This is a genomic window from Peptoniphilus indolicus ATCC 29427, assembly GCF_000227315.1.
GTDB classification, from domain to species: Bacteria; Bacillota; Clostridia; order Tissierellales; family Peptoniphilaceae; genus Peptoniphilus; species Peptoniphilus indolicus.
In genome coordinates this window covers 1-945 of sequence record NZ_JH165132.1, presented here as the reverse complement: position 1 = coordinate 945, position 945 = coordinate 1, and the positions used below count along the sequence as shown (strand labels likewise).

1 protein-coding gene is annotated in these 945 nt (G+C 28.8%); it reads left to right on the top strand.

Going from position 1 to position 945, the window contains the following annotated elements; translation table 11 throughout:
• Nucleotides 1-341: transposase (locus HMPREF9129_RS10845; RefSeq protein ID WP_004823562.1), on the top strand; the 341-nt coding region annotated here is incomplete at its 5' end.
• Nucleotides 342-945: the final 604 nt, after the last annotated feature.

The following is a 945-nucleotide window of genomic DNA, read 5'->3' as shown; positions in this document are numbered from 1 at the left end:
AAAAAGACGAGGAAACTAAAAAATCCTCGTCTTTTCTCAATGCAAAGTATTTAAGTAACCCGGCAACAATATTTGAAATACTAATATTTTGCTATTCAGAAGGAATATTTTTATCAAGAGAAATAGAAAAATCTTGTAAATATGATTTAAGAATTAAGTATCTGCTAGATACAGAAAAAGTACCTAACCATAGCACAATAAATAGATTTAGGCAAAAAATCATGGAGTTAACACCAAGTATACTCAATCAAATGGTAGAGATACCAATAGAAGAAAATCAAATAGACCTATCAAGTATATATAGACGGAACAAAGATAGAAGCCTATGCCAACAGATATAGCTTTGAATAAAGAAGGATCATAGAAAAATATCAAGAAAAACTAAAAATAAAAATCATAAAATACTTAGGACTTAATGAAAATTTGAGCTCAGAAGAAGACTTAGAAGCAGTAATAATAGTATTTGACCGGTATTCAAAAGAATGTAAAGAAAAAAACATAGAATTTGCATACAGACAATGAAAAAGAAAAGATAATTTCCAACGAAAGGACCAAAAGCTAAAATACCGGAAAGAAAAACTCGAAAAATACAAAGAACATCTAAAAACAATATGAGAGCATAGAAACTCGTACTCAAAAACAGATCATGACGTAACCTTCAAGTGAGTGAAAGAAGACCATATTAAAAACGGACAACTAAAACCAGTATATAACGTATAACTAACAAGTGCATCAGGATTTACCATAGGAGAAAACATATCCCATCATCCAAGGGACATGTACAACCAATAGATTTCATCACAAATGAAAGTCAAATGCAATAAGTGAAATAAATCTCTTATCAATAGCCTAAAACCTAAATAAATTAGCATCAAAAACAAAAAAAGAACTTAGAAATCATAAAATACTAAGCTACTTAAGAAAAAATTTTTTCAAAAGTATAGC